The sequence below is a fragment of the Methanocalculus chunghsingensis genome (assembly GCF_018132105.1).
In the GTDB taxonomy this organism is placed as follows: Archaea; Halobacteriota; Methanomicrobia; order Methanomicrobiales; family Methanocorpusculaceae; genus Methanocalculus; species Methanocalculus chunghsingensis.
On sequence record NZ_JWHL01000003.1, the window covers coordinates 18,828 to 35,832 of the forward strand.

19 protein-coding genes are annotated in these 17,005 nt (G+C 54.4%); 10 read left to right on the forward strand and 9 right to left on the reverse strand.

The genetic code is table 11. From position 1 onward, the window contains the following. Positions 1–4: 4 nt before the first annotated feature. The 3 genes from brxL to RJ53_RS02840 all read left to right on the forward strand — a co-directional run bounded on the left by brxL (position 5) and on the right by RJ53_RS02840 (position 3,027). On the forward strand, positions 5–2,041 hold the full coding sequence (brxL, locus tag RJ53_RS02830; RefSeq protein ID WP_211530110.1) for a BREX system Lon protease-like protein BrxL: 2,037 nt from the start codon (positions 5–7) through the stop codon (positions 2,039–2,041). Positions 2,042–2,117: 76 nt separating this feature from the next. Continuing rightward, on the forward strand, positions 2,118–2,555 hold the full coding sequence (locus RJ53_RS02835) for an EVE domain-containing protein (RefSeq protein ID WP_211530111.1): 438 nt from the start codon (positions 2,118–2,120) through the stop codon (positions 2,553–2,555). Positions 2,556–2,562: 7 nt separating this feature from the next. After that, the gene (locus RJ53_RS02840; RefSeq protein WP_211530112.1) at positions 2,563–3,027 is read left to right on the forward strand and encodes a DUF365 domain-containing protein; all 465 of its coding nucleotides are present in this window, start codon (positions 2,563–2,565) and stop codon (positions 3,025–3,027) included. Between the two features lie 289 nt (positions 3,028–3,316). Here RJ53_RS02840 and RJ53_RS11840 read toward each other — a convergent pair whose 3' ends face one another. Further along, on the reverse strand, positions 3,317–4,213 hold the full coding sequence (locus RJ53_RS11840; RefSeq protein ID WP_343221820.1) for a PDDEXK nuclease domain-containing protein: 897 nt from the start codon (positions 4,211–4,213) through the stop codon (positions 3,317–3,319). A gap of 388 nt (positions 4,214–4,601) precedes the next feature. Further along, complete coding sequence (locus RJ53_RS02850) at positions 4,602–5,546, reverse strand: PDDEXK nuclease domain-containing protein (protein WP_246495970.1); 945 nt, start codon at positions 5,544–5,546, stop codon at positions 4,602–4,604. On the opposite strand from RJ53_RS02850, the gene RJ53_RS02855 reads away from it, so the two are divergent. The 4 genes from RJ53_RS02855 (at position 5,524) to RJ53_RS02870 (ending at position 8,492) form a co-directional block, all read left to right on the forward strand. Then, positions 5,524–5,967, forward strand: coding sequence for a DUF365 domain-containing protein (locus RJ53_RS02855; RefSeq protein WP_211530115.1), 444 nt, complete (start codon positions 5,524–5,526; stop codon positions 5,965–5,967). The genes RJ53_RS02850 and RJ53_RS02855 overlap by 23 nt on opposite strands. Before the next feature lie 148 nt (positions 5,968–6,115). Beyond that, on the forward strand, positions 6,116–7,261 hold the full coding sequence (locus tag RJ53_RS02860) for an AAA family ATPase (RefSeq protein ID WP_211530116.1): 1,146 nt from the start codon (positions 6,116–6,118) through the stop codon (positions 7,259–7,261). A 4-nt stretch (positions 7,262–7,265) separates the two neighbouring features. Then, positions 7,266–7,943, forward strand: a complete 678-nt coding sequence (locus RJ53_RS02865; RefSeq protein WP_211530117.1) for a DUF4276 family protein — start codon at positions 7,266–7,268, stop codon at positions 7,941–7,943. A gap of 33 nt (positions 7,944–7,976) precedes the next feature. Beyond that, a complete protein-coding gene (locus RJ53_RS02870) occupies positions 7,977–8,492 on the forward strand; it encodes a TATA-box-binding protein (RefSeq protein WP_211530118.1) in 516 nt (171 codons plus the stop codon). Positions 8,493–8,745: 253 nt separating this feature from the next. Here RJ53_RS02870 and RJ53_RS02875 read toward each other — a convergent pair whose 3' ends face one another. Then, on the reverse strand, positions 8,746–9,072 hold the full coding sequence (locus tag RJ53_RS02875) for a HepT-like ribonuclease domain-containing protein (RefSeq protein WP_211530119.1): 327 nt from the start codon (positions 9,070–9,072) through the stop codon (positions 8,746–8,748). Continuing rightward, entirely contained in the window at positions 9,062–9,382 is a 321-nt protein-coding gene (locus tag RJ53_RS02880; protein WP_211530120.1) for a nucleotidyltransferase family protein, read from the reverse strand. Before RJ53_RS02880 ends, RJ53_RS02875 begins: the two co-directional genes overlap by 11 nt. A 134-nt stretch (positions 9,383–9,516) precedes the next feature. On the opposite strand from RJ53_RS02880, the gene RJ53_RS02885 reads away from it, so the two are divergent. Then, positions 9,517–10,842 (forward strand): sodium-dependent transporter, encoded by a 1,326-nt coding sequence (locus RJ53_RS02885; RefSeq protein ID WP_211530121.1) that lies wholly within the window; start codon positions 9,517–9,519, stop codon positions 10,840–10,842. Positions 10,843–10,937: 95 nt separating this feature from the next. On the opposite strand, the gene RJ53_RS02890 is transcribed toward RJ53_RS02885, so the two are convergent. Genes RJ53_RS02890 through RJ53_RS02905 form a run of 4 tightly spaced genes read right to left on the reverse strand, consistent with a single transcriptional unit; the run spans position 10,938 to position 13,846 of the window. Next, positions 10,938–11,177, reverse strand: coding sequence for a type II toxin-antitoxin system MqsA family antitoxin (locus RJ53_RS02890; RefSeq protein ID WP_211530122.1), 240 nt, complete (start codon positions 11,175–11,177; stop codon positions 10,938–10,940). Next, entirely contained in the window at positions 11,174–13,129 is a 1,956-nt protein-coding gene (locus RJ53_RS02895) for a type B DNA-directed DNA polymerase (protein ID WP_211530123.1), read from the reverse strand. The genes RJ53_RS02890 and RJ53_RS02895 overlap by 4 nt, the downstream gene beginning before the upstream one ends. Continuing rightward, positions 13,116–13,343 (reverse strand): hypothetical protein, encoded by a 228-nt coding sequence (locus tag RJ53_RS02900; RefSeq protein WP_211530124.1) that lies wholly within the window; start codon positions 13,341–13,343, stop codon positions 13,116–13,118. Before RJ53_RS02900 ends, RJ53_RS02895 begins: the two co-directional genes overlap by 14 nt. After that, positions 13,343–13,846, reverse strand: a complete 504-nt coding sequence (locus tag RJ53_RS02905; protein WP_211530125.1) for a hypothetical protein — start codon at positions 13,844–13,846, stop codon at positions 13,343–13,345. The genes RJ53_RS02900 and RJ53_RS02905 overlap by 1 nt, the downstream gene beginning before the upstream one ends. Before the next feature lie 103 nt (positions 13,847–13,949). On the opposite strand from RJ53_RS02905, the gene RJ53_RS02910 reads away from it, so the two are divergent. Together RJ53_RS02910 and corA are read left to right on the forward strand one after the other, a co-directional pair. Next, positions 13,950–15,248, forward strand: coding sequence for an STAS domain-containing protein (locus tag RJ53_RS02910; RefSeq protein ID WP_211530126.1), 1,299 nt, complete (start codon positions 13,950–13,952; stop codon positions 15,246–15,248). Positions 15,249–15,256: 8 nt separating this feature from the next. Continuing rightward, positions 15,257–16,318 (forward strand): magnesium/cobalt transporter CorA, encoded by a 1,062-nt coding sequence (gene corA, locus RJ53_RS02915; protein WP_211530127.1) that lies wholly within the window; start codon positions 15,257–15,259, stop codon positions 16,316–16,318. On the opposite strand, the gene RJ53_RS02920 is transcribed toward corA, so the two are convergent. Next, positions 16,291–16,998, reverse strand: a complete 708-nt coding sequence (locus RJ53_RS02920; protein WP_211530128.1) for a hypothetical protein — start codon at positions 16,996–16,998, stop codon at positions 16,291–16,293. The genes corA and RJ53_RS02920 overlap by 28 nt on opposite strands. Positions 16,999–17,005 lie beyond the last annotated feature (7 nt).

Here is a 17,005-nt window from a genome sequence, read left to right on the forward strand (position 1 = left end):
GAATATGCCAGCATTGGATCAACTCGATCAGCTCGTCACAAAAGCTTTTGACGGCTATGTCGTCCGGAAGGATCTCGCACAGAAGTTCAAAGGTAACTATGCGGTTCCAACCTATGTAGCCGAGTTTCTCATCGGCAAATACTGTGCCACCACCGATGAAGAGGAGATTAAGGAAGGGCTTGAGATCGTACAGCGCCAGTTAAGCGAGCGGATTGTCAGGGCAGGGGAGCAGGAACTCTATAAGGCTAATGCGAAGGTGCACGGAACCGTCAAGGTGATCGATCTTATCACGGCACGTCTGGATGTAAAGAGCGATACTTTTCTGGCGACTATCCCCTCTCTTCTCTTAAATGATGTCCATATCTCTTCTGATCTTGTCTATGAACATGAGCGAATGCTGACGGGTGGGTTCTATGCAGAGGTAGAAATTGCGTATGGCGACCCGGAGAGCAACCGTCCGTTCTCCCTCGAACGCCTCCGTCCAATCCAGCTCTCAAAACGCGGTGTTCTTCAGGATGTTGCACGTGGCCGTGAAGAGATGACGACACAGGAGTGGAAGGACTTTCTTATCCGGAGTGTTGGCATTGAGCCATCCTCACTCTCAGCTCGTGCACAGGATGTCCTCTTCCTCCGAATGGTTCCCTTCGTCGAGAAAGGGTACAATATGATAGAGCTTGGCCCGAGGGGTACCGGGAAAAGTTACCTCTATCAGCAGATCAGTCCTTACTCACACCTGGTATCCGGAGGGAAAGCAACGGTTGCCAAGATGTTTGTGAATAACGCAAACGGGCAGAGAGGCCTTGTCTGCCAGTATGATGTCGTCTGTTTTGATGAAGTATCCGGGATCAGCTTCGACCAGAAAGACGGCGTCAATATTATGAAGGGATACATGGAGAGCGGCGAGTTCTCACGAGGCAGAGAGAGTATCCGGGCTGAAGGCGGCATCGTCATGCTCGGCAACTTCGATGTCGATGTTGAGCATCAGCAGAGGATCGGCCATCTCTTTGGTCCCATGCCAAAGGAGATCCGTGACGATACGGCATTTATGGATAGAATCCATTCCTATGTTCCGGGATGGGACTATCCGAAGATCCACCCTGACATGATGACAGAGCATTACGGATTGGTCAGTGACTTTCTGAGTGAAGCCTGGCGACAGCTCAGGGGTGAAAGCCGCCTCCATCTCATCAATGATCGGATCTTCTTCGGGGATGCACTCAGTGGTCGTGATCGGCGTGCGGTGAATAAGACGGTGAATGGTCTTCTCAAGATTCTTTACCCCTCTTCAGAGATGGAGATTGAAGATGATCAACTTGAATGGGTTGTCAGGATTGCACTTGAATGCCGCCGGAGAGTAAAGGAACAGCAGAAACGGATCGGATCAGCAGAGTTTCGGAATACGATGTTCAGTTACCGGCTCGGAATTGATGGAATCGAGCAGTATGTCTCGACCCCCGAGCTCCATAGTGACAGCGAGATATCGCCGGATCCCCTCCCTCCGGGACAGGTCTGGGCTATTGGACCGGGTGAAGCAAATGAAGGGAGTGGCCTTTATAAGATTGAAGTGACTGTCACACCAGGTTCCTCCATCCGGCTTGTGAATGTCCGTGCACCATATGGTCTGAAAGAGAGTCTCCGTGCAGCAGAGCAGGTGCTCTACACGCAGAACAAACTGCTGATAGGGGATCGTGATCCCCATGGAAATGAATATTCCGTACAGGTCAGAGCGCTGAGTGCTGCAAAGGGAGCATCCTCAATAGGAATACCAATTCTCCTTGCCCTTTCATCAGCAGCACTGGGACGTAGTCTCAAAGGAGGAGTGGTGATAGCCGGGACGATGAGTGTTGGTGGAACCATTGAACCCGTCTATAATGGACTTGATATGGCAGAGATGGCAGCAGATAATGGTGCATCAGCCATATTACTACCGGTATCAAGCAGGAAACAACTGAATGATATGTCCGATGATCTCGCTTCAAGACTGATGGTGATCTATTACAAAGATGCCCGGGATGCTCTCTACAAAGTGCTTGGAGATTGAAAACAAGTGACCGGTGAGTAGGTCAACACATTATTATCCTGCAACCTTTATCCTCTCCCCCCTCGAACTCCCCTTCATGACGTACTGGTTCGCCTCCTCCAACCGTGACAACTGGGAGATCATCCGGCAGAAGAACATCTGGGGCATCCCGAAGCGGAACAAATCGATCATCGATCGGGTGACGCCCGGCGACGCCATCCTCATTTATGTCGCCCAGCAGAAGGATGGCGATGAGATCCTCCCATCTGCCGTCGCCGGTGCATTCGAGGTCGTATCGGATGGATATGAGGATTCGGCGCCGCTCTTCATAACCCCGGAGCGGATGGGGGATGAGGTCTTTCCATATAGGATGAAGCTGAAGCCGATCAAGGTCTTCAAGGAGCCGGTTGCGTTCAAGCCGCTCATCCCGGCACTCTCCTTTATCAAGAACAAGACGATGTGGACCGGTCACATCCGGGTGGCGATGCGGGAGATCCCGGAGGAGGATTATCGGCTGATCCTCAGCAAGGGGTGAAGATAGCATGACGACACCTCTACCAGTCACCGGCGTCACCTTCCCCGTCCCAAAACAGTACATGCACCGCTTCTTCAAAGAAGGTAAAACCGTCTTTGTCAAACCGACGACCGTCTTCAAGGAGCTGCGGCGGGGGATGCGGCTCGTCTTCTACCAGTCGCACGAAGATACCGGGTATGTGGGAGAGGCGACGATCAGGCGGATACTGATCGCAGCAGATCCCCTCACCTTCTATGACACCTATGGCGATGCCGTCTTCCTCACACGGGATGAGATGATCGCATATCTCGGGAACCAGGAGCGGTGGAAGGCCGTCCGGGTCAGGAAGGGGAAGGAGAATGAGAATGGGAGTGAGAATAAGAGCCGGAAGCGGGACTGGATGGCACTTGAACTTGAGGATATCCGGGCGTATGGGGCGGTGCAGAAGCCGGAGCGGTTTGTACCGGTTGGTGGGCAGTATCTAAGGGATTGAAATCAATAGAGTACTACAAGTGAGACCAGAGACTCAGGGATTTAAAGACATTGAATGAAGATCATGAATATCGTCTGCCCCGGCGACCCCCAATAGTTCCTCCCCTTTCAGCGGATGGAGGAAAATCCCTTCCCTCACCCTATCGTTGCATTGGCAGAGCAGGTTCTCTTCCCGGCCCTTCTCTCTTTTGATTTCGAATCCATCTGGAAAAAGAAGCTGGTACTATATCAAAGTATGATCTTTCATCATATCCTTCTCCCCCATGGTATCCGGATTCATGTCTGAGTTATCAGATCTCATCCTCCAGCAGTTTTGCAATCTCTTCAGGCCCCGGCAGCTGGCCTTGAAGCTCAGAGGGGAGCTCACTTACAATCCTGTATGTAGCAACTCCGATAGGTGTTGTGGAAGACTGAAGGGCATATTCAACTACAGTACGGTTCTTCTCCTTACACAGAATAATGCCTATGGAAGCATGTTCATTGTTCTCACGTACCTGCTGGTCAAGAGCCGTCAGATAAAACTGCATCTTACCTACAAATTCTGGCTGAAACTCACCGACTTTAAGTTCGACTGCAACAAGACAACAAAGCCTGCGGTGAAAGAGAAGAAGGTCAATAAAATACTCCTTATCACCCACTTCAAGCCTGAACTGGCTGCCTAAAAAGGCAAAGACCCCGCCCATTGCACGAAGAAAATCTTCAATCCGGTTTATCAGTGCTCGTTCAAGTTCCCTTTCGGAATGTTCCTCTCCAAGTTCAAGAAAATCAAAAATGTATTCGTCTCTTAAAGCCAGTTTTGCCTGTGCCCTTATCTCCGGCGTAAGCTCCGTATCAAAATTATTCTGACCGGAAAGCATCTTCTCATATGAATGGTTCTCTATCTGGTGAATCAAAACGTTCTTTGACCAGCCAAATTTCCGGGTCATTCGAATATAGAATTCACGTTGCAGAGGATCTTTGCAGCGTGACATTATAACGATATTATGACTCCAGCTAATTTCTCCAACCAATGGCTGGATTTTTTCACTCGTGCAATACTCCAGGTAAAACTGGCGCATATACCATAGATTCTGAACTGAGAAGCCTTTTATACCCGGAAATTCGCGTTTTAGATCATCTGATAGTTGTTGGACTACAGATTTCCCATAGCCCTGTTCAATCTGTCTGCTGGCAATAATACTGCCAATATCCTAGTAAAGGCCGACAAGCTCTTTGTTAACGGCACGAAGTGCTGTATACTGTGCTTCTCTTAACCGGTCTTTTACCTTTGAAAGTAAGACATTGTATCCTTCCGGAAGGCCGGATGTATCCATCATAATTCTCCCTATCTGATATTTCAGAGAAGATATACCCTGCTATTTGCTACAAGATAAATCCCCTCAGCTCATCATTATTGATGATCCTGAGCCTGGATCCCATCATCCACACTCCAAGGTAGTGGCATACCTGATCGGTGGTACACCACACCGTGAGTCAGATCGTGGAGTCTTTTGAATAATCTCTCCATATACTCCTCTCCTCATGCAGATCCTCTTAAGATCGTTACCTTACCCGGTACAGACGCCCCCTCCCCATTCAGCCCTCTCTCCGCCCCAGCTCCTCTTCCAGTTCATCCACCGTCGGCAGTCTCCCCCGCAAATCCTCGGGAAGGTGAGTTGTCAGTTCATATCCGGCGACGCCAATCGGCTTCTCCATATCCCTGAGGGCATACTCAGCAATGATGCGGTTCTGTGACTTGCAGAGGATGATCCCAATGCTTGGGCTATCATCAGGGTGGCGGAGGAGATCATCAACCGCTGAGAGGTAGAAGTTCATCTTCCCGGCATACTCCGGGATGAACTCTCCAATTTTCAATTCGATCACCACGTATGACCGAAGTTTGAGATGGTAGAAGAGGAGATCAATAGAGAATTCTCTCCCTCCAATAGAGAGCCTGTACTGATTCCCGATGAACGCAAAACCTACCCCGAGCTCCAGAAGGAAATCGCGGATATGTTCGATCAACGCCCGCTCCAGCTCCCTCTCGGCTGCATCCTCCCCGATCCCGAGGAAATCAAAGATATAGGGATCTTTGAGTACCGATCGTGCAAGATCTGACTGAGGTGCAGGAAGTGCTGATGAAAAGTTCGTCACCGCCCGCCCCTCGCGTCTGATAAGCCCACTCTCGATCTGATGCACGAGAACGTTCCTTGACCACCCGTTCGCAATTGTTCTCTGGATATACCACTCCCTCGCTGCCCGTTCAGATATTTTGTCAAGGATTACGCAATTATGAAACCAGGGTATTTGTGCAGCAGCCCGCTGCACAAATTCAGGATCGGGCCATGCCCCTGCAAACGAGCGCATATACTTCAGGTTTCGGGGAGAGAAACCCCGTACCTCCGGAAACTCCTTTCTGAGATCGTCTGAGAGCCGGTTGATCACCTTTGATCCATACACGTTCTCCTCGTTCACCACACAATAGCCTTTAAGACCATCGATACCAATGGATCGATTCATGGAGAGCGAAGAAACGACCATCACCGGCGTCACCTTCCCCGTCCCAAAACAGTACATGCACCGCTTCTTCAAAGAAGGTAAAACCATCTTCGTCAAACCGGCGACCGTCTTTAAGGAGCTGCGGCGGGGGATGCGGCTCGTCTTCTACCAGTCGCATGAAGATACCGGATATGCGGGAGAGGCGACGATCAGGCGGATACTGATCGCACAAGATCCCCTCACCTTCTTTGACACCTATGGCGATGCCGTCTTCCTCACACGGGATGAGATGATCGCATATCTCGGGAACCAGGAGCGGTGGAAGGCCGTCCGGGTCCGGAAGGGGAATGAGAGCCGGAAGCGGGACTGGATGGCACTTGAGCTTGAGGATATCCGGGCGTATGGGGCGGTGCAGAAGCCGGAGCGGTTTGTGCCGGTCGGAGGACGATATTTAAGGGAATAATGCCAACTATCTTCAATTGCCATGAAGGTGTAAAACGTTCATCTGCTGCCTTCCCTACATTCCGGGCAGGGAAGCACCCGCTAAGAGATGCAGCAAAGAGATGGATGAACAAGATGCATGAAAGAGATGCAGCAGAAGGAGAGGAGAGATGGAGAACCTGTACAGCATCAGAATTCAGGGGTACAAATCAATTCGGGATCTCACACTTGACATCAGGGCGATTACCATCCTGATTGGAGCAAACAGCTCCGGCAAGAGCAATATCCTGAGCATCTTCAAACTACTCAATGCAATCGCCAAAGGAAGGCTCAAACTAGCCATGAGCAGGGGCGGTGGCGCATCCTCAACACTTCACTATGGACAGAAGCGAACAGGTGAGATGGCCATAGAAGTCAAACTTGGACCTCACCAGTATCAGTGTGTCCTTGCTCCTGCACAAGATGGGCATCTCATCTTCACTGAAGAAAGACCGGGGATTCATCTGGATCTTCAGCCGTCATTTGTCAGGGATCAGGGGACCTCTGCTGGCGTTGAGGGGAAAGGCCGATCAAACTGGCATCGTTCAATTGATGCAGGCGGCAATTGGGAGAGTTCCCTCTCAAAACTGGCAGAAAAGGGAGATCCTGCATCAAGGCAGATCCTCAGGACCTTCAATGATCTCCGGGTATATCATTTCCAGGATACATCAGATACTGCTGATGTGAAAGGGATACAGCAGATCAATGATAACCTCTACCTCCGGGAGGATGGAGGAAACCTGGCCCCTTTTCTCTATGCACTTTCCCATACACACCCCGATCATTATACGAGAATTGTTGAGACAATACAGCTTGTTATCCCGGGTTTCGATGACTTTACCCTTCGCCCAATGGTGGAAAATACCAATATGATGCGACTTGAATGGAGAGAGATCGACTCGGATTACCTATTTCTTGCGCATCAGCTATCGGATGGAACCCTCAGATTCATCTGCCTTGCAACTCTTCTCCTCCAACCGGATCCACCTGATCTGATCATCATTGATGAGCCGGAACTTGGTCTCCATCCATCTGCCATCCAGGTTCTGGCAGCACTGATCGGGAGTGCATCACATCGGACACACGTGATTGTAGCAACACAATCAGCGATGCTTGTTGATCTTTTTGAACCAGAGGATGTTGTTGTTGTCGATCGGCTGCAAGGAGAAACAACCGCAAGAAGACTCAATCAAGAAGAACTGGAGTCATGGCTCTCAGAGTATTCACTGAGCGAGCTCTGGGAGATGAACATCCTTGGCGGCAAACCCGTCTGGTGATTTGATGATAAGGCTGAAGATCATAACCGAGGGTCAGACCGAAGAGTCTTTTGTACGATCCCTCCTTGCTCCTCATCTTGCAGGACATCAGATCATTGCAATTCCAATTACCATACCAACAGCAGTTGGAAAGAGGACTCACCGTGGAGGAATTGGAAGCTACACTCGTATGAGAAGATTAATTCTCGGATCTTTTGAACGGACTGGAGCATATATCACCACGATGATTGATCTGTACAAACTACCAGAGTCATTTCCGGGCATGCAGGAGGCTGCACCTATCACCGATCCTTATCAGCGGATTCAGTTGCTTGAGGAGGCTCTGCGTCTGGATATTGACAATCGTTTTTTCCTCCCTTATATCCAGCTTCATGAATTTGAAACACTCCTCTTCTCTGATATTGAGGGTATTGATGCGCATATGAGAGTCTACACCCGCTCCCGGCTCCGTGATCTCAGAAATATTCTGAGAGACTATCCTGGCGGACCCGAATATATTAACGATGGGGAGATGACTGCCCCCTCAAAACGACTTTTAAAAGTCTATCCCTCCTACCGAAAAGTGCTCGATGGTAGTCAGATTGCAAAACGAATCAGCCTTGGTCCCATGCGGGAGAAGTGCCCGCATTTTAATTCCTGGATCTCCGGACTTGAAGAGCTCTCCAGAAGGGAACCTATCTGAGGAAGAAGCACCAACACTCTCCCCAGACCTCCGATGAAGATCATCAATATCGTCTGCTCCGGGGACCTCCGTCAGGCCATCCCGTTCCAGCGGCTGGAGGAGCTCCCATCCGCATCATACCGCTATGACCCCGAACAGTACCATGGGGCGTATATCCTCATCTCCACCGGCAAAGTCACCCTGTATAAAAGCGGGAAGTATATCATCTACGGCCTCAAATCCCTCGATCAGATCGACGGAGCCTACCAGGAGTTCCTCGCCATCATCTCCCCGATCATCGACCCTGCAGCCGCCTCGCCGCCGAAGGTCCAGAATATCGTCGGGATGGAGGACTTCGGGATGGCGATCAACCTCTCCCGGTTCGTCATCGCCGAGGGGATGGAACGGGTCGAGTACGAACCCGAGCAGTTCCCGGGCGTCGTCTACCGGGGGGAGACGGGGACCGCCCTCCTCTTCTCATCAGGGAAGGTGATCTTCCCGGGATTCAAAGATCCGGAGACGATGGAGGCGTTTGCGGCAGAGCTGAAGGAGAGGACGAGCAGGATATGAAGTAAATATCATTGCTTCCTCACACAAATTCATCTCCGATGCTGATATGATGTGCCCGTCGGGAATAATGTGGGATGGCAAAAAGGCTCTCCTTCCGGCCGTTGTCGCCTCAAAGAACGAAGTCACGTACCAGAGATTGCGAGCAGGTGGCCGGGGAGCACGGTCCAATCGCCATAGCTGAGTGTCGCAAGTGAGTATGAACAATCCACTATGGACTGGTAATGACAGGTTATTCTTATGCATATGTGCTCTTTTATAGGATGCTATTGATTTTATCTTCTAAATCTGGTATCTCATGCGTAAGAATATTCCAGACTATTCTCCAGTCTATATCAAAATAGGCATGAATCATCTTATCACGTGAACCTGCGATCAGTTTCCATGGAATGTCAGGATGTTCATCTTTCAACTCTTGGGAGAGATTCTTTGTTGCTTCTCCAATTATCTCGATAGAACGGATAATAGCACGTTGACGAATTTGATCGTCTATTAGCTTATCATACGTTAACCCCTTACCAGCTAACCTGAGAAAAGCAATCTCCTCCAGGATATGTCCGAGGAATAGATCATCACGCTTCACACCAGACAACCTCCTTCTCAACAGTGTGCCGGATATAGTTGCTTAATCCCTGATCGGTAACAAGATCTACATTGCGGCCAAAGAGATCTTCGAGATAATAGACCAGCTCCATGAAATTTCGAAAGGTTGCCTCTCCAGGTGCAAACTCAACCAGCAGATCGACATCACTATCCGGGCGATCTTCTCCCCGCACTACCGAGCCGAAGAATCCGATTCTGGCAACACCATAACGCTTTCTGAGATGGGGAACGACTGCTTCAAGCTGACTGATGATGGAATCGTTCCTTCCCCGGGATGCCTGAACACTCATAATAGGAAGAGCACCTCCTGATGTTATCTCTGTGTGAGATGATGATGAAGTTTTGCCCATTTTCTCTGCATCCCTCCACCCCCAACCCCCTGTCGATCCACAACCAATATCTCCCCGGAGATCCATCCACCTTCATGGAGCTCTGGTCATCCCGCCTCGGCTTTATCCTTGCTGCAATCGGATCAGCCGTCGGCATCGGGAACATCTGGCGTTTCTCAACAGTCGTCGGTCAGAACGGCGGCGGCGCCTACCTCATCCCCTACCTCACCGCCGTCCTCCTCGTCGGCCTCCCGCTGATGATCCTTGAGATGCAGGCGGGCCAGCGGACCCGGAGCACCGTCATCGCCGCCTTCAACAAAGCCGGAGGGCTGGGTGGAAGGAAGGACGGCGACACATCCCGGTCGCCGATCAGGTTCGCCGGCTGGATTATCTGCATCGTGATGACCGGGATCTTTTCGTACTATCTGGTCATCACCGGCTGGACATTCGGGTACCTTGCCTTCTCTGTCACCGGAACCATTGCACCATTCTCGGAGTTCACGGGATCCTATCTCCCGATCCTCTTCTTCGTCCTCTCGGCAGTTATCTGCGGGATCATCATATCCTCGGGCGTCCGAAGAGGGATCGAACGCACGACGACACTCCTCGTTCCGATCATCTTCGTCCTCCTCGCTGCGATGATCATCGTCGCCGTCCGCCTCCCCGGGGCAGGTGCAGGACTTGCCTTCCTCTTCACCCCTGACTTCTCGGTCCTCTCCGATCCCCTCATCTGGGCAGCAGCCCTCGGCCAGGCCTTCTTCTCGCTCTCGGTCGGGTACGGGACCCTCCTCACCTATGGTGCATACCTCGGATCTGCCGAGAAGATCCCGGCATCCGCTGCAATCGTTACCATCGCGGATGTCTGCGTCTCCCTTCTGGCCGGGATCGTCATCTTCTCGATCGTCTTTGCCTTTGGTCTTGAACCGGCAGCAGGCCCGGAGCTCGTCTTCACCACCCTTCCGTACGCCTTTGAGATGATGCCGCTTGGGGCAGTCGCCGCCGTCTTCTTCTTTGCAATCGTCTTCTTTGCCGCGATAAGCTCGGGAATCTCCTTCATCGAGGTCCCGACCGCCGCCCTGGCAGAGACGTTTGGGCAGTCGCGGAAGAAGATGGCGGCCCTTGTCACCGGTATTGCCATCCTCGCAGGGCTTCCCGCCGCTGCAAGCTATAGCCCGCTTGCCCTCTCCATTGCGGGCATCCCCGTCCTTGACCTGATGGATGAGATCTTCGGGACAATCGGCCTCTCTGTCACCTCCCTCCTCATCGCGGTCACCTTCTCCTGGTTCTTCGATCCCAAAGCCCTCTGGGGCGACCTCTCAGGCAGGCATCCCCTCGTCCGGGCACTCCCCCCGCTCTGCAGGTATCTCATCCCGGTCGCCCTCCTCATCACCACGACGTTTCGGATCGCCGCCCTCTTCTGAAAGGTGCTATCCGAACTCCCCCCTTTTGAAGAGGTGGATATCCATCGATATCCCATCTCTGGTGGTAGAGAAGACCATCACCGGCTGGTATACTCTCAACAGGTTACAGAACCTGGAACATATCTGCGGACACTGATACACATACCATTCCGAGCCATCTGCTCAGCCAGCAGCATGATCTCATGGGTGATCGACGCATCCACGTAATCTTCCCCGCAGTTCATGCAGATCTCTGCCGGGACCTCCTTCACCACCAGAAGAACCCCCTCCCGCTCGAAGGTGATCGTGGTCGTACCGTGCTGCCTCTCTCCACTCCTGCAAACTACACAGATCATCCTCTTCTCTCTCCATTATCATCTCCCCTCCTCGGAGAAAAAACAGGTGCCACCTCCTCCAGTGCCCGTTCAAGGAGCACCTGGTAGTACTGCAGATCTGCCGTTGTTGCCTCCCAGGGGGGATCGACGAGGAGCCGCTTCCCGTCCCGGACCACATACCCGATCTCCATCCCCGCCTCAACCGGGACACCCGCCATTCCATAGGCACGGATTGCAGATGCCTCGAGGCAGCGGCGGGTATACTCGGTCCTGCTCACCCGCCGGGTGATGACGAGATCCTCCATCGCAGCAGCCGGGAGGCCACGTATCGCATCATGGAGCATCCGGCGTGCCTCCCCGGCAAGCCCGGGCAGATCACCCGCAGACCCTGCCCTCTCAAGGATGGCAAACAGCCCCTCCTGGAAGGATCGAACATACGGGGGGGTATCCCTCCGGCGGGCGGCAACTCCCCGGATCTTCATCCCCCCTCCCCTCAGCCGTCCGAAGTACCGGTTATATGCCCCGGTCCCGTCTGCCATCGGGAGGAACGCAATCCAGTGATATTCCTCAGACTCGGTCGCAATCCCCGTCTCCCTCTCCGTCTCCCTGATAAACGTCTCACTATCGCCCCCGGTTACCCAGAGCGAATCGACGATCCCATGAAGGACGGTGCACCCCGCATCCTCGGCGATCTCCTTTGCCCGGATCAGAATCTCGCGTGCATGCCGTGTCACCGCCTCATGCACCTCGATCCGCCCGAACTTCGCGTTTCGATACCCGGTATAGCCAAAACTTGTCACCAGCATCCATTTCAGCAGGCTGTCCATCCCCGCATACCGGGGCTCCTCCTTCTTCAGCCCCTTCGTCCTGATCCGGAGTGCAAGCACCGGAGCAAGGACCGAGGCGAGGAACCCCTCACCTGTTGACCCAGTCACCGTCTCGGGGGAGAGGTTCTGGCCGACGATGATCGAGGGGTACATCGAGGTGAAATCGACCTGCAGCAGATCATCATAGACCCCCGGAACCGGCTGGAAGATCATCCCTCCCTTATCTGCCTCCCGGAGCATCGAGATCGGACGCGACCCTTCCGCATCCCATTTCCGGTACGGCACCGCGATGCCACGCCGGATCGCCTCATAGTTCTCATAGGAGGAGATGAGGGTCCCCGGCGTAAACCGTGCCGTCAGGTTTGGGGAGAGGCCGGTCAGGCGTGCTGCAAAGAGCACCCCCGCAAGGCCGCACTCACGGTACGTAAAGCTCCGGTCCGTATCGATGAGGCACCGCCCCTCCGGGATCACCGCCCCTTCGCGGTGGACCATCTGCCCGTAGCTCCAGTATGACCGTGCAGAGAGGCGGCTGTACCTCCCCGTCCTGCTGATCGGAACGATCACCCCCTCTCTCTCCGCCTTGTCGATGAGGATCGGCATCCAGTAATCTGCATGGGGGAAGAGGATCAGATCCGGATCAACATCATCTATCAGCCCGGCAAGCCGGTCGATCACCGGCCCGGTGATCGCGTCTCCATCAACCGTGATACCATGCACCCGGCGGCTTCGGTACGGGGGATCAGAGACCTCGATCTCCATCGTCGCCAGGGTCCGGTCAAAGACGGGGCTGAACCGGTCCTCTCCCGGTACAGCGCAGAAGGTGATCCCTGCTTCTGCAAGAAACCGCTGATCAGCCCTGAGATCAAGATTATAGATCCGGGCGGTATGGCCGCTCTGCTCCTCGATCAGCCCTGCAACCCGGCGTGACGCAACGATGCTGTACCCATCCTCGACCCCGAAGATCGTCTCTATCCGGCATTCGGAGAGGCCATACCGGTCATCCAGGGCATCGAGCATCTCACGGTGGCGGTGGGGATCCTCGATGACAAACGAGAAGGCCGGGGTATAGGTGACCCGCCTCCTCTCCCCGCCCCGGCCGAAGAACCGGATCGAACCCCCGTCTATGGCAGCATCAAGGATCCACATCGCGTTCCTTCACCAGTTCGAGGAGGACCGAGAAGACCGCCGCCTCAAGGGGATCATCGAAGGCATAGAATCCCTCCCCGGTATGTGCCCGTGCCATCTCAGCCAGCCGGGCGGCATACGGCCGGTCCTCCTTCCGTAATGCCCGGCCTGCCCGTTCCCACCGGCGTGCAGTCTCATTGACCCCCTGCCGGACGCTCTCGATACTCCGGCCCATCAGAACGCCCCCAGCGAGACCTGGCCGGCCGGCCTCTCACGCGGCCCTTTTCCTCCTTTCGGCTCTTCCTTCTGCTCAGGTGCAAGCGTGACGATCCGATCGGCATAGTCGGCGAGTGTTCCAAATGTCCGATCAGGAACCGGGGTGTACAGAATAACAATCGAACCCGCCGCCATCTCCTGGATCGTCCGTCCAACAGTGGTGATCAGGTGAGCGGGTACTCCATCGAAGAGGGTCGGATCATGCTCGATGAAGACGATCGTATGTGCAGCCTCACGGAGGATGGTCAGGAGCTGGTGGGTGGTGAACGCCCGCCTGACATCAAACCGTGCCCTCCGGTCCCCGACCCGTGAGAGGAGCCGGGAATAGTTCCCGGAGATGTACAGAAAGAGGTATCGCCTCAGCTCCTCCCGCCGTGTCAGCAGGCGGACCATCTCCTCCTCAGACGAGACGATTGCAGAGAATGTTCCGGTTGTGAGGGTGATCCAGGGTGTCAGTCGCATCTCCATACCATCAGTATGGATGAGCCGGGTATTGATGATCAGCGTGCGGGGTGCGAAAGTGAACGGGAGATATATATCTCTACCTCTCCAAGCTACCTGTATCATGCAGATAACAGTTACGCGAAACGATGGTATCCTGGTCTTTCTCCTGGACGGGCGGCTCGACGGCCATGGAGCCGGTATCCTTGAGGAGGCCATCAGGTCCGCGTTCCATGATGACGACACCGCTGCAACCGTCGATATGTCCTCTGTCGGGTACCTTTCAAGCGCAGGAATCCGTACCCTCCTCACCCTTGCAAAGGAGGTGAAACGGCGTGGCGGGGTGATGGCACTCGCGGGTGTCCAGGAGTACCCCCTGAAGGTGCTGAAGATGGCAGGGTTCCAGTCGATCTTCTCGATCGTTCCGACGGTTGGGGAGGCGATCCGGATCTGCGGGAAAGGAGATGTCACCCTCTCCCTCATCGATGAACTCTCCCTCCCCTCGGTCACGAAGGATGGTGTACGGTACCAGACCGAGGTTGCAGAGGTTGCCCCTGCCGGGCTGAAGGTCCGGGGCAGCCTTGATACCCTTCTCCATGCCAGGATCACACAGGATGACCTCAAAGAGGCGTCTTTTTCATCCATTGAGTACTCGTTTGGCCTTGGGGCGCTCGGGCCGGATGCCGCGTCCTCCCTCCCGCTCCTCGGTGAGATGATCACCCTCCATGGAACGATGATCTGGCTCCCGACCGATGGCAACGACACCCCGGACTTCCTTGCACCTGCAGGAGATACGATGGATATCCCGGTCTATACCGCCTTCAATGTCACACTTGAAGGGCCATTCCATGAGTATGTCTCCTTTGAATCCGATGATCCCGCCGGGGTTTCCCTCGCCGATCTCTACCGTCAGATCATCTCGGCCGCCCGCGTCAGGCGCAGGGACTTCAAAGGGATCATCGCACTTGCCATCGCCGGGGTCAGTGCGGGAGTCACCGGATCAAGCATCACCCGGGCACCGCTGAAAGAGTACTCCGGTGGCCTCAGCGGGACCATCATGGAGGGTGATGCATCCGGCGACTGGATATCGACCAACGAGTATCCCCTCTACCAGGGGGACACCCTCGTCTCGTTTGGAGTCGGGGTCGATATGACGGCCGACCTCTCGGCCTATGATCCCGCTGCCCTCCACGCCCTCGCCTCAACCCACCCGGCAAAGAGAGGGGAGGAGGATCTCAGCCTCCATAACCACGGCGTCATCTTCAAGGGGAAGCCCTGGGACCGAAACGCCGACCTCGGACGACAGATCCAGGCCCTCATCGATACCGGCGAGGTGACTGATATCCGCCACCTGAGCGATACGACCCGTCTCCGGCGCGGAAAGATCGGGGTCGCCTATATCGGTGCGGTCGTCGAGGAGTAGGCAGGCGTATGTTCCCACACCGGTTTATCAAGCCATCCAGAAAGGCGGGCCTCCCGCCCGGCTCCCTCGTTCATATCGGGGAGAAGCCCGGTGAGCCTGTCTCGATAACGGTGATGGATTATGATGCCGGTGATTCATTTCGGGAACTCTGCCTCCTTGATCCGGATACCATCAGCCAGTACCGGGACAGCCAGTCAACGACCTGGATCAATATCAACGGCATTCATGATACTGATGTGATCAGGATGATCGGATCGCTCTTCTCGATCCATCCGCTCACCCTCGAAGATCTGATGAATACCACCCAGCGGCCGAAGCTTGAGGAGTTCCCCTCCTACCTCTTCATCGTTCTGCGGATGCTCTCGCGTCAGGACGGCGAGATCCGTTCGGAACAGGTGAGCCTGATCCTCACAGAAAACTGCGTCATCTCCCTCCAGGAACGTGCAGGCGATGTCTTTGATCCCATCCGCACCCGGATCCGGAATAAAGGGCGGATCAGATCCTATGGATCAGATTTCCTCTGCTACTCGCTCATCGATACCATCGTCGATGCATACTTCGGTATCCTTGAGTCACTCGGCGATGATATCGAGACGCTTGAAACAACCCTTCTGACGGATCCAAATCCCGAAACCGTCCAGACGATCCGGAGTTTCAAACGGGATCTCATCATGCTTCGAAAGGCGATATGGCCGCTTCGTGAGGTCCTCTCCGCCATCGAGCGGACAGAAACCCCGCTCATCTCAGCAAAGACCGGGATCTATTTCCGTGACATCTATGATCACACCATCCAGGTGATCGATGCCATCGAGTCGCTCCGCGATATCACTGCGGGGATGCTTGATCTCTACCTCTCAACCATATCGTTTAAGATGAACGAGGTGATGAAGGTCCTGACCATCATCGCCACCATCTTCATCCCCCTCACCTTCATCGCCGGTGTCTATGGGATGAACTTTGCGTACATGCCCGAGCTGGAATGGACTCTCGCCTACCCGGCCGTCCTCGCCCTGATGCTTGGCATCTCCCTTCTGATGCTTGCTTACTTCCGGAAGAAACGCTGGATATAGGAGAAGAAACCCTCCTCCACTCTCTCTTTTCTGAGGATTGCGGCCCCATCCGTCACCTTCGGATGCGGGATCGGCCGCCTCTTCCTCCTCGGTGCTGTCAGCGTCCCGGCGACCTCCTCCCTGAGAGCAGGGAGATCCGGCCTGATGATCGGGTATCCCCCCTCCGCAAAGAGGGGGCCAAGTACATCGGGTGGAGGGGATGGAGAGAGATAGAGGAAGATGATCTCCCTCCCCGCTGCAAGATCCGAGAGGAGCGCCTTCTTCTCCCTCACCTCGCTGATGAACGAGGCAGGTGGGGGAGCAATCGTCGCCTCCCCAAAGAAGATCCGCCCCCGGGCATCTGAGAAGAGGAGATCGATCTCTGCAGCGATAGCCCCGTCCCGGCAGATCCGGATATTTCCGTCACGGGTGTAGCGGATCCCGTTCTTCGATCCGCTCTCCTCCGGCACATCCGCACCAAAGGCTGCTATGGCTGTGATCAGGGGGCTCTCTGCTCCGGCTTTCCTGAGGAGTTCATAGATGATCGCCTCAAAAAATCTCCCCTCGGATCGCCGCCTCGTCTCATGATCCTCTGCAGCAAGCCCCTGCCGGATCGGTAGCGGAAGATGGCGGAGTGCCGCGACGGCATCGGCTCTCTGCACAGATGCCTCTCTCAGGAGGGAAACAACCGGATCATCCATAAAAAAG

Bases quoted from the DNA above. Each gene is read 5' to 3' on its own strand.
- brxL (WP_211530110.1), top strand. From the start codon at position 5: ATGCCAGCATTGGATCAACTCGATCAGCTCGTCACAAAAGCTTTTGAC.
- RJ53_RS02835 (WP_211530111.1), top strand. From the start codon at position 2,118: ATGACGTACTGGTTCGCCTCCTCCAACCGTGACAACTGGGAGATCATC.
- RJ53_RS02840 (WP_211530112.1), top strand. From the start codon at position 2,563: ATGACGACACCTCTACCAGTCACCGGCGTCACCTTCCCCGTCCCAAAA.
- RJ53_RS02855 (WP_211530115.1), top strand. From the start codon at position 5,524: ATGGAGAGCGAAGAAACGACCATCACCGGCGTCACCTTCCCCGTCCCA.
- RJ53_RS02850 (WP_246495970.1), bottom strand. From the start codon at position 5,546: ATGGTCGTTTCTTCGCTCTCCATGAATCGATCCATTGGTATCGATGGT.
- RJ53_RS02860 (WP_211530116.1), top strand. From the start codon at position 6,116: ATGGAGAACCTGTACAGCATCAGAATTCAGGGGTACAAATCAATTCGG.
- RJ53_RS02865 (WP_211530117.1), top strand. From the start codon at position 7,266: ATGATAAGGCTGAAGATCATAACCGAGGGTCAGACCGAAGAGTCTTTT.
- RJ53_RS02870 (WP_211530118.1), top strand. From the start codon at position 7,977: ATGAAGATCATCAATATCGTCTGCTCCGGGGACCTCCGTCAGGCCATC.
- RJ53_RS02880 (WP_211530120.1), bottom strand. From the start codon at position 9,382: ATGAGTGTTCAGGCATCCCGGGGAAGGAACGATTCCATCATCAGTCAG.
- RJ53_RS02885 (WP_211530121.1), top strand. From the start codon at position 9,517: ATGGAGCTCTGGTCATCCCGCCTCGGCTTTATCCTTGCTGCAATCGGA.
- RJ53_RS02890 (WP_211530122.1), bottom strand. From the start codon at position 11,177: ATGATCTGTGTAGTTTGCAGGAGTGGAGAGAGGCAGCACGGTACGACC.
- RJ53_RS02895 (WP_211530123.1), bottom strand. From the start codon at position 13,129: ATGTGGATCCTTGATGCTGCCATAGACGGGGGTTCGATCCGGTTCTTC.
- RJ53_RS02900 (WP_211530124.1), bottom strand. From the start codon at position 13,343: ATGGGCCGGAGTATCGAGAGCGTCCGGCAGGGGGTCAATGAGACTGCA.
- RJ53_RS02905 (WP_211530125.1), bottom strand. From the start codon at position 13,846: ATGCGACTGACACCCTGGATCACCCTCACAACCGGAACATTCTCTGCA.
- RJ53_RS02910 (WP_211530126.1), top strand. From the start codon at position 13,950: ATGCAGATAACAGTTACGCGAAACGATGGTATCCTGGTCTTTCTCCTG.
- corA (WP_211530127.1), top strand. From the start codon at position 15,257: ATGTTCCCACACCGGTTTATCAAGCCATCCAGAAAGGCGGGCCTCCCG.
- RJ53_RS02920 (WP_211530128.1), bottom strand. From the start codon at position 16,998: ATGGATGATCCGGTTGTTTCCCTCCTGAGAGAGGCATCTGTGCAGAGA.